The organism is Candidatus Polarisedimenticolaceae bacterium (genome assembly GCA_036376135.1).
Lineage (GTDB): Bacteria > Acidobacteriota > Polarisedimenticolia > Polarisedimenticolales > DASRJG01 > DASVAW01.
The window spans coordinates 48,013-57,666 of record DASVAW010000101.1 but is presented as its reverse complement, the minus strand read 5'-3'; the positions used below and the strand labels follow the sequence as shown (position 1 = coordinate 57,666).

Sequence of the window (9,654 nt, the reverse complement as noted above, 5' to 3'; positions counted from 1 at the left end):
GTGAGGCGTTGGAGGTGGCGTGCCAGGGACTGGGCGTAATTGCGACGACCTTCGGCGATCGCTTGCTTCATGAGACGGTGTTCCGCCATGAACAGAAGGGTGCGATCTCGCGATTCACGTGCGAGCCTGGCGGCATCTTGCCAATAACCGATGGCGCTCTCGAACTTCTGCTCCCGAAAATCGAACTCGCCGAGCGACAGCCGAATTCGGACTCGGACGTCATGGAGATCCAGCTTCGACGCGATCCGCTCTGCAGCCGCCATCGCGCGGCGTCCTGCCCCCGTTCGGCCAAGCTCAAAGAACATCTGGCCGATCGCGTGGTGGGCACTTGCACTCTCGGCTTCTCGTCCCGCGGCGCGAAACGCGGCGAGGGCGAGCTTCTGTATCTCGAGGCAAGCGGAGAATTCACCTTCCAGATGGGCGATCACCGCACGCGTGCTGTACGCATAGCCCAAGAACGTGGCTCCTTCAGGCCGTCTCCCTGCCTCGATGGCCCGGTCCGCGATGAGTCGAGCCGTCTGAAGTTCGCCGCGCCGCCTGTGCAAAGTGGAGATGCAACTCAGAAGCGAAACTTGATTCTTGGTGCTGACGGTTCCCAGCGATTCGACGTACTTGTACTCCCATAAAGCGAAGTTCAACGCGCCCAGCTTCGTTGCGGCGGTCGCGCAGTTCTGAATCGCGATGGCGACTTGTTCGCTCTGGTCTCGATATCCTGGATTCACCGGCGCGCTGCTAGCCAGCGCTGTGGCGTCGCGGAGGTAGGCGTACGATTTCCAACGCCAGCCGGCATGTGCGCGATCCGACCCGCTCGCGGTCAACCGCTTGAACGTCATCCCCTCCGTCTCCGGCGGATCGTTCTTCTCGAGCTCGAGATCGAGCCACAGCCGTTCGGCAAGAACGTCCACCGGAACGCCGTACGCCTTCGCGAGGGCGACGATCTTCTCGAAGCCCGCGCGCGTGGCGCCGTTCTCCAGGCGCGAGAGATAACCCTTGCTCAACGGGCTCGGGTAGACGCGCGTGAGGGTTACCGCCTCCTCGAGCGAGAGGCCCTTGCGGTCTCGGAGCATCCGCAGGTAGCGGCCGAAGGCCACGAGGGCGCGTTCCGCCACGGTTCGTCCCCCACTCGGACTGACGACTACCCTGCACGAAGCCGCGCGATCGCGTAAGAGGCGGGGCGCACGGTCAGGGTTGCATATATGCAACACCCGGTCGGGGGCGCGGCGCAAGGGCCTCGGTGGGCGGGAGCGAGGCGCGGCGGCGCGCGTCGTTATACTCGCGCGGCCATGCGACGGCGGATCGGTCTCGTGTTCGTCCTGGCGGCGATGCTGGGGCCCGCGCTCGCGTGCTCGCGCGAAGCGGATGCCGCGGGCTCGGGTTTCAGCCCCGACCTCGCGTCCGCACCGCGGGTGAAGGCACGGGTGGTGCGGGCCGGAGACGGCGACACGATCGACGTGCGGATCGGGTCGCGGAAGGCGCGCGTGCGCCTGCTCGGGGTGGACACCGGCGAGCTCGGCGCCGACGACCCGGTGGTCCGGGCCTGGGCCAAGGCGGCCAAGTCGTTCACCGAGCTCGCGCTGGTCGGGGAGGAGGTCGAGTTGCTCTCCGATCCCGGGTCCGACGACCGGGACCGGTACGGCCGCCTGCTTCGTTACGTGCTGGTGGGGGACGGGACGCGAAGCCACAACGAAAGCCTGGTCCGAGAGGGGTATGCCTGCGTCTACCGGAAGTTCGACTTCGCGCTCAAACCCGCCTTCCTGGAAGCCGAGAGGCAGGCGAGGGGCCGACGACCCGACCCGGATCCGTGCGCCGGCCGGCGGCGCGGGGGTGGGAGCCGGCCCTGACGCGCCGAAGACTTGGCGCCTCGGATCCCGGTCGAAATTCCGTTCGCCCGTTCGACGAACCCTTGGAGGATTCGCCATGCGCAAGCCGTGGATCGTGTTCGTGCTCCTGCTCCCGGTTCTCTGCCTGAACGCCTCCGCGACGTCCCCGCCCGCGACGTCCCCGTCTGCGACGCCCCCGCCCGCGACGCTCGCCGATGCCGCGTGGCTCGCGGGGACGTGGCAGGGAGAAGGGCTCGGGGGATGGGTCGAGGACGTCTGGGGCGAGCCCAGGGCCGGGGCGATGCCGGGGATGTTCCGACTCGTGAAGGACGGGAGCGTCGCCTTCTACGAGATCCTGTCGATCGTGGAGAAGGACGGGAGCCTCGAGCTTCGGCTCAAGCACTTCAACGCCGACCTGACGGGCTGGGAGGAGAAGGACAAGGTCCTCGCCTTCCCGCTCTCCGAGAAGTCGGAGGGCAAGCTGCGGTTCGGAGGCATCTCCTACACACGCACGGAGGACGGGCTGCTCTGCGTCGTCGCCATCCGCGGCAAGGACGGCGTCGTGCGCGAAGAGCCGTTCCGGTTCGCGAAGCGCCCCGGCTAGAAGACGGTGTAGATGAACGGCGCGAGGGCGCTCTTCGCGGTCAGCGCGACGAGCAGGCCCAGGAGAACGAGCACGATGACGAGCGGGAGGAGCCAGAACTTCTTCCGCTGCCGGAGGAACTCCCAGAGCTCCCTGAAAACACCGACGTAGGACATGAGGCTCTCCTAGTACTGCTTCTCGTAGCGCTCGAACGTCGGCTCGACCGGCTCCCGGTCGACCCAGTAGGTCCGACGGCGGTGCTTCCAGTCGAGATCGAGCGGGTCCTTGCGGAACAGGCGCGCCACGAGTCCCACCGGGGTCAGGATCAGGAAGAAGAAGAGCGACAGGATGATCGTCGTCGAGATCAGGCCCAGAACCTCGGCGAACTTCATCCACCGGGCGAAGAAGGCCATCCACGCCGGCCGGGCGAGATGGGCGAGGGCCGGCCCGACGACGGCGAGGGCCGCGACGATTCCGGCGCGGACCCAGTGCTCGCGCCACGCGGAAAAGCTGGCCAAAGCGCCGAGCAGCACGAACAGGATCCAGGCGAACCGGACCGCTTGCTTCGTCGTGTCGTGTTTTCTTCGCGCCATCAGTCGAGCTCGAATTCCTTCATCCAGCCCGTGTCCGGGGGCGGGATGGTGTTGTGTTTCTTTTCCACGACGAACCGGCCGAGGACGAGGGCGTCCATGTTCGTCCGCGTGAAGCAGCGGAAGGCGTCCTCGGGGGTGCAGACGATCGGCTCCCCGCGGACGTTGAACGAGGTGTTCACGATCACCGGGCAGCCGGTCTTCTGCCGGAACCTGTCGATGAGGGCGTGGTAGATCGGGTTGTCTTCCTTCCGCACGGTCTGGACGCGGGCCGACCAGTCCACGTGGGTCACGGCGGGGATCGTCGAGCGGATCTGCTTGAGCTTGTCGAGCCCCTGCGCCGTCGGATCGCCGGGGTCCAGGCGCCGCTCGTCCTTCACCGGAACGGTGAGCAGCATGTACGGGCTGTCGGCGTCGACCTGGAACCACTCGCTCACGGATTCACGCAGCACCGAGGGGGCGAACGGACGGAACGACTCCCGGAACTTGATCGCGAGGTTCATCCGCGTCTGCATCTCGCGGCTGCGGGCGTCGCCGAGGATCGACCGCGAGCCCAGCGCCCGGGGGCCGAACTCCATCCGGCCCTGGAACCAGCCGACGACGTGCTCCGAAGCGATCAGGTCGGCGACCTTCTCCACGAGCGCCTCGTCGCTCTCGCAGCGGGTGGCGACGACGCCCTTGGCCTGCAGGAACGCCCCGATCGTCGCATCGTCGAAGGACGGGCCGAGCAGCGAGGCGCGCTGCGAGTCGCGGCGTCCGTCCACGCGTCGCTCGCCGTCGGCGAGCTGGTGGTGGACGAAGATCGCCGCGCCGAGCGCGCCCCCCGCGTCGCCGGCGGCGGGCTGGATCCAGACGTTCCGGAACGGGCCGGTCCGGAGGATCTTCCCGTTCCCCACGCAGTTCAGGGCGACGCCCCCCGCGAGACAGAGGTTGTCGGCGCCGGTCTGCTCGTGGGCGTGGCGCGCCATCGCGAGCATCACCTTCTCGGTGACGACCTGGATCGAGGCGGCAAGGTCCATCTCGCGCTGGGTCAGCTTCGACTCGGCCGAACGCTCGGGGCCGCCGAACCGCTTCGCGAAACGGCCGTTGGTCATCCGCAGGCCCGCGGCGAAGTCGAAGTAGCGCATGTTGAGCTTGAAGGAGCCGTCCTCCTTCAGGTCGATCAGCTCGTCGAGGATGAGGTCGGCGTACTTCGGGGTTCCGTACGGGGCGAGGCCCATCAGCTTGTATTCGCCGCTGTTCACCTTGAACCCGGTGAAGTAGGTGAAGGCGGAGTACAGCAGCCCGAGGGAGTGGGGGAAGTGGATCTCCTTCAGGACGCGGATCCGGTTCCCCTCTCCCAGTCCCAGGCTCGCCGTCGCCCACTCCCCGACGCCGTCGATCGTGAGGATGGCGGCGCGCTCGAAGGGGGAGGGGAAAAAGGCGCTCGCCGCGTGCGACTCGTGGTGCTCGGTGAAGACGATCCGGCCCTCGTAGTCGAGCTCCTCGCGGATGTTCTCCTTCATCCAGAGCTTCTTCTTGAGCCAGAGCGGCATCGCCTTGAGCCAGGAGCGGATGCCGTGGGGGGCGTAGCGGAGGTAGGTCTCGAGCAGCCGCTCGAACTTGACGATCGGCTTGTCGTAGAAGGCGACGACGTCGAGCTCGGAGGCGGAGGAGAGCCCGCCCTCGCGCAGGCAGTACTCCACGGCGCGCGACGGGAACTCGTGGTCGTGCTTTTTCCGGGTGAAACGCTCTTCCTGAGCGGCCGCGACGACCCGACCATCCGCCACGAGACACGCGGCGCTGTCGTGGTAATACGCGGAGATTCCTAGGATCTTCATCGTTCTCCGAGGTCGTGCCGGCAACCCCATGGGCGAATTGCCGGGGGCCGACTCGCCAATATCCGACGATGCCTCCGCAAAATCAAGGAGGAGCCGGTCCCGAGGGTGTGCCGCCCGGCGGGGGCGGACGGCGGACCGGGAGGTCTCCCGCCGTCAGGAACGCGCGGGCGCCGGCTTCCCGCCGCCGGGCTCCTCCTCGGAGGGGGCCGTGCCGTCGTGGGCCAGGCGAAGCGCCTTGGGTCCGAGGCGGGTCTCGAGGCGCACCGGGCGCTTCCACACGCGGACGAGGTTCTCGAGGACCTCCTTGGCCCAGTCCATCTTCAGATCCACGCCGAGGTGGCGGTGGCGTAGGAGCAGCTCGCCGCGATTGGCGTAGTTCGCGTCCACGACGTCGATCATCGGCCGCCCGCCGTTGGTGAAGTGGAGGAGCAGCGCCTGCTTGACCTCGTCGAACTCGCGGCTGTCCACCTCGGTCTTCCCGGAGCGGGCGTCGGTCTTCGAGACGAACAGCCCCTCGCGCTCGCAGAAATCCCGGGTCAGGAAGGAATCGAGGAAGGTGGCGTCGGCGTGCAGGCGCCGGACCTCGAAGATCTTCTCGCGTCCCTGGCCCGCGCCGGTGTCCCACCCGGCGCGCTCGGCCATGGAGTCGCAGGACTCCCATTCGGGGCCGAACTGCCCCTTGTCCCAGCGCCGCTCGATGTCGCGGAACAGCTCGAGCCCGAGCTTGTAGGGGTTGAGGCGACCGGGCTGCGTGGCGACCGTTCCCGAGTGGTGGTCGGCGTAGTCGATCACCTCGGAGTCGTCGAGCAGGCCGCGCGTCATCATCCGGCTGTGCCAGTACGAGGCCCAGCCCTCGTTCATCACCTTGGTCTGCCGCTGCGGGAGGAAGTAGTAGCTCTCGTCGCGCACGATCTCGAGGAGGTCGCGCTCCCAGTCCTCGAGCGGAGCGTGCTGCAGCAGGAAGCCCAGCGCGTCGCGCTCGGGCGACGGCGGGAAGCGCCGGGCGTCCTCGCGCGCCTGTTCCCGCCGCCGCCGCCGCTCCTCGAGGTACTCGGGAGGGTTGACGTAGCGGTCGAGGTAGGTCTTCGCGGGCATCCGGCCGTCCGGCTCGGCGGAGCGCGCGGACTCGGGCTCCGCCTTGCGCGCGGGCCGGAACACGGCGCCCGGGTCGATGAGGTCCTCGATCGACAGGCACGCGTCCAGGAACCGCTCCGCCTTCTCGACGCCCACCGCGTCGTGGATCCGTCGCACGCGCGTGGCGTGGTTGGCCATCGCGTCGACCATCTTCCGGTTGGTGTGGGCGAAGTAGACGTTGTTCCTGAAGAAGTCGGCGTGGCCGTAGACGTGGGCCATCACGAGCTTCTGGTCGACGAGCGGGTTTCCCTCGAGCAGGTACGCGTAGGTGGGGTCGTTGTTGATGACCATCTCGTAGATCTTGTGCAGGCCGTACTCGTAGCTCTTCGAGAGCTGCTGGTACTCCATCCCCCAGCGCCAGTGCGGGTAACGCGTGGGGAACCCCTGGTAGGCCGCCAGCGCGTTCATCTGCTGGTAGTCCACGATCTCGAAGACGGTCGTGAAGAAGGTCAGGCCGAATCCGTCGGCCATCCGCTCGATGCGCTCCTGCTCGCGCGCGAGCTCCAGGGGGAGGGACCGACTCACGGCGTCAGCGCCCCTTCCCGAGGAAGGTCCGGATCGAATCGACGATCTTGTCCCGGTCGGGGATGCGCGAGAGGGCGACCTTGGGCTCGGACCCGAAGCGCCGCTCCAGGAACTCGTGGAAGTCCCCGCGCGCTCCGAGGGCCTCGACCTGGCCGTAGCCGAACAGGTTCACGGCCGGGAGCAGGCGGTCGGAGAGCATCGTGAGGCACTTCTCGTTGTCCTGGCGGGAGTAGTTCTCGCCGTCGGAGAAGTGGAAGAGGTAGAGGTTCCAGTCGGCGACGGGGAACCGCTCGTCGAGGATGCGGATCGCGAGGTCGTAGGCGGTCGAGATCACGGTGCCTCCGGATTCGCGGATCCGGAAGAAGGTGTCGCGGTCCACTTCCTTCGCCGCGGCGTCGTGCACGATGTAGACGTTGCGGACGCCGTGGTAGTGGAGGCGGATCCACGCGTCGATCCAGAAGCTCTCGGTGCGGACGATCTCCTTCTGCTCGTCCCCCATCGACCCCGACACGTCCATCACGTACACGATCGCGGCGTTCGCCTTGGGCTGCGGCCTGGGCTCGCGCACGCGGAAGCGACGGTCGGCGCGGTCGATCACCACGCGCGGCCGCTCGGGGTCGTAGACCCCCGACGCCACCATGCGCCGCAACGCCTGCCGGTAGGAGCGTTTGAAGTGCCGGAGGGAGTCGGGCCCGACCGTGTGGACGCCGGTGTAACGCCCGGCGGGGGAATCGGTCTCGTCGATCCCCTTGGGCTGGATCCGCGGCAGCTCGAGCGCTTCGCCGAGGAGCCGCGCGAGCTCCTCGACGGAGAACTCCGCCTCGAGGATGTGCGCCCCCGGCTTGTCGCCCGCCTTCGAGCCGGAGCCGCCCTCGTCGCCCTCCCCCTGGCCGACCCCCTTCCCGCCGTGGTCGTGCGCGAAGTGGGGGAGCTCGAGATGCGGGACCGGGATCGAGACGACCTGACGCCCCTGGCGGCCGATCATCTCCTGGCGGCCGAGGTGCTTGCGCAGCTCGTCGCGGACCCGGCCGCGGACGATCTGCCGGAAGCGGGAGAGATCGGTCTCGATGCGGGCCACGGTCAGCGCTCCTTCACGTCACCCCGCGCGAAGATGCTGGCGACGAAGTGGAGCACGTCCCCCGCGCACGACTCGCAGTAGCCGTAGTCGCGCACCAGGCGACCCCTCACGATGTCGATCTTCTCCTGCGTCTCCTTGTCGATCACCGAGGAGACGAGGCTCGTCAGCTTGATGAAGTCCTTCTGGTCCTCGAACAGCTTCAGCTCGAGGGCCTTGTGCAGCCGCTCGTTGGTCTTGTAGTCGAACCGCCGGCCGTCGAGGGCGAGCGCGCCGATGTAGTTCATGATCTCGCGGCGGAAGTCGTCCTTGCGCGCCTCGGGGATGTCGATCTTCTCCTCGATCGAGCGCATCAGCCTCTCGTCGGGCTCCTCGTCCTGGCCGGTGTACGGGTTCCGGACCTTCTCCTTCTGGGTGTACGCCTTGATGTTGTCGATGTAGTTGGCGCACAGGCGCGAGATGGCGGCCTCGTCGGCGGCGATCGCCCGCTGGACCTCGTTCTTGACGACGTCCTCGTATTCGCGGCGCACCTCGTCGAGCAGCTCGCGGAAGCGCTGGCGCTGCTCCTCGCTCGTGATCAGCGAATGGGAGCGCAGCCCCGCCTCGAGCTCGTTGAGCACCATGAACGGGTTCACGCAGCGCTGGTCGAGCTCGGAGACGAGCGCGTTGGAGATCTTGTCCTGGACGTAACGCGGGGAGATCCCCTCCATCCCCTCGCGCTGCGCCTCCTTGCGCAGCTCCTTGACGTTGTCCTCGGTGTATCCGGGAAGCGTCTTGCCGTTGTAAAGCTTGAGCTTCTGCATGATCGTGAGGTTGTGCTTCTTGGGCTCCTCGAGGCGCGTAAGCACCGCCCACATCGCGGCCATCTCGATGGTGTGCGGCGCGATGTGCTTCCCGCGGATCTTGGCGAGGTTGTAGTCCTTCTCGTAGATCTTGATCTCCTCGGTGAGCCGGGTGATGTACGGGACGTCCACCTTCACCGTGCGGTCGCGCAGCGCCTCCATGTATTCGTTGTTCTGCAGGCGCCGGTACTCGGGCTCGTTGGTGTGGCCGAGGATGACCTCGTCGATCCACGTCTGCGGGAACTTCTTCGGCTTGATGAGGTGCTCCTGGCTCGCGCCGAGCAGCTCGTACAGGAACGCGACGTCGAGCTTGAGCACCTCGATGAACTCGATCATGCCGCGGTTGGCGATGTTGAACTCGCCGTCGAAGTTGAACGCGCGGGGATCGGAGTCCGACCCGTACTCCGCGATCTTCCGGTAGTTGATGTCGCCGGTGAGCTCGGTGGAGTCCTGGTTCTTCTCGTCCTTGGGCTGGAAGGTCCCGATCCCGATCCGGTCCTGCGCGCTGAGCAGCAGCCGGCGCACGCTCACGTGGTTGAGCACGCGCGTCCAGTCGCCGCCGTATTTCATCGCCAGATCACGGAACTCCTGCCGGCAGAAGGGGCACAGGTCCCCCTCGATGCGGTGCAGGTGGCGGTCGCCCGGCGCCTTGCCCGCGTTCATCTCCTGGACGATCGCCGCGCGCAGCTCGTGGGGCACGAGGTGGAGCGGCTCCTCGTGCATGGGGCAGGGCGTGACCTCGTCGGGCTTCTCGAGGTCGCGCACCCATCCGAAGGTGTAGAGGGCGCCGTCGGGGCGGCGGGAGTACGACTCGAGCCCCTTCTTCAGCAGCCGCGCGATCGTCGACTTGGACGAGCCGACGGGACCGTGCAGGAGGATCACGCGGCGCTCGGTGCCGTAACGCTGCGCCGCCGCCTTGAAGATGTTGACGAGCTTCATCAGCGGGATGTCGAGCCCGTAGATGGCGTCTTCGCCGTGATGCGGCACGTCGTCGAAGAAGTCGTAGTGCAGGATCCGCTTCTTGTTGTCGACGTATTCGCGCACCCCCGCCGACACGATCATGTCGTAGATGCGCTCGTACGCCGTCCGCGTCACGCGCGGGTCGCGGTGCACGATGTCGAGGTACTGCGCGAACGAGCCCGTCCAGTTCTGCTCGCGGAAGCCCGCGAGGTCGAGGGACTGGCGGGCCTTCTGAATGATCGTCTCACCCGTCGACATGGCCGGCACCTCCCGGCGGGGCCCCATCCCGCTGCACAACTGTTTAG

General features: G+C 67.3%; 9 protein-coding genes. 2 read left to right on the top strand and 7 right to left on the bottom strand.

What is annotated here, in order from left to right:
- The coding region (locus VF139_10270; GenBank protein ID HEX6851775.1) for a helix-turn-helix transcriptional regulator at positions 1–1,109 on the bottom strand (1,109 nt) is incomplete at its 3' end.
- 174 nt (positions 1,110–1,283) lie between these two features.
- On the opposite strand from VF139_10270, the gene VF139_10265 reads away from it, so the two are divergent.
- Positions 1,284–1,841 carry a thermonuclease family protein gene (locus VF139_10265; protein ID HEX6851774.1) on the top strand — a complete coding sequence of 186 codons (558 nt, stop codon included), beginning with the start codon at positions 1,284–1,286 and terminating at the stop codon, positions 1,839–1,841.
- 76 nt (positions 1,842–1,917) lie between these two features.
- Positions 1,918–2,424 (top strand): DUF6265 family protein, encoded by a 507-nt coding sequence (locus VF139_10260; protein HEX6851773.1) that lies wholly within the window; start codon positions 1,918–1,920, stop codon positions 2,422–2,424.
- On the opposite strand, the gene VF139_10255 is transcribed toward VF139_10260, so the two are convergent.
- The 6 genes from VF139_10255 to VF139_10230 all read right to left on the bottom strand — a co-directional run bounded on the left by VF139_10255 (position 2,421) and on the right by VF139_10230 (position 9,607).
- Entirely contained in the window at positions 2,421–2,579 is a 159-nt protein-coding gene (locus tag VF139_10255) for a DUF5989 family protein (protein HEX6851772.1), read from the bottom strand. The genes VF139_10260 and VF139_10255 overlap by 4 nt on opposite strands.
- 9 nt (positions 2,580–2,588) lie before the next feature.
- On the bottom strand, positions 2,589–2,996 hold the full coding sequence (locus VF139_10250; protein ID HEX6851771.1) for an SxtJ family membrane protein: 408 nt from the start codon (positions 2,994–2,996) through the stop codon (positions 2,589–2,591).
- Positions 2,996–4,813: a carbamoyltransferase gene (locus tag VF139_10245; GenBank protein HEX6851770.1), complete on the bottom strand. Its 1,818-nt coding sequence runs from the start codon at positions 4,811–4,813 to the stop codon at positions 2,996–2,998. The genes VF139_10250 and VF139_10245 overlap by 1 nt, the downstream gene beginning before the upstream one ends.
- Positions 4,814–4,966: 153 nt before the next feature.
- Entirely contained in the window at positions 4,967–6,472 is a 1,506-nt protein-coding gene (locus VF139_10240) for a SpoVR family protein (GenBank protein ID HEX6851769.1), read from the bottom strand.
- Positions 6,473–6,476: 4 nt separating this feature from the next.
- On the bottom strand, positions 6,477–7,550 hold the full coding sequence (locus tag VF139_10235; GenBank protein HEX6851768.1) for a DUF444 family protein: 1,074 nt from the start codon (positions 7,548–7,550) through the stop codon (positions 6,477–6,479).
- A 2-nt stretch (positions 7,551–7,552) separates the two neighbouring features.
- Positions 7,553–9,607, bottom strand: coding sequence for a hypothetical protein (locus VF139_10230; protein HEX6851767.1), 2,055 nt, complete (start codon positions 9,605–9,607; stop codon positions 7,553–7,555).
- Between the last annotated feature and the right edge of the window lie 47 nt (positions 9,608–9,654).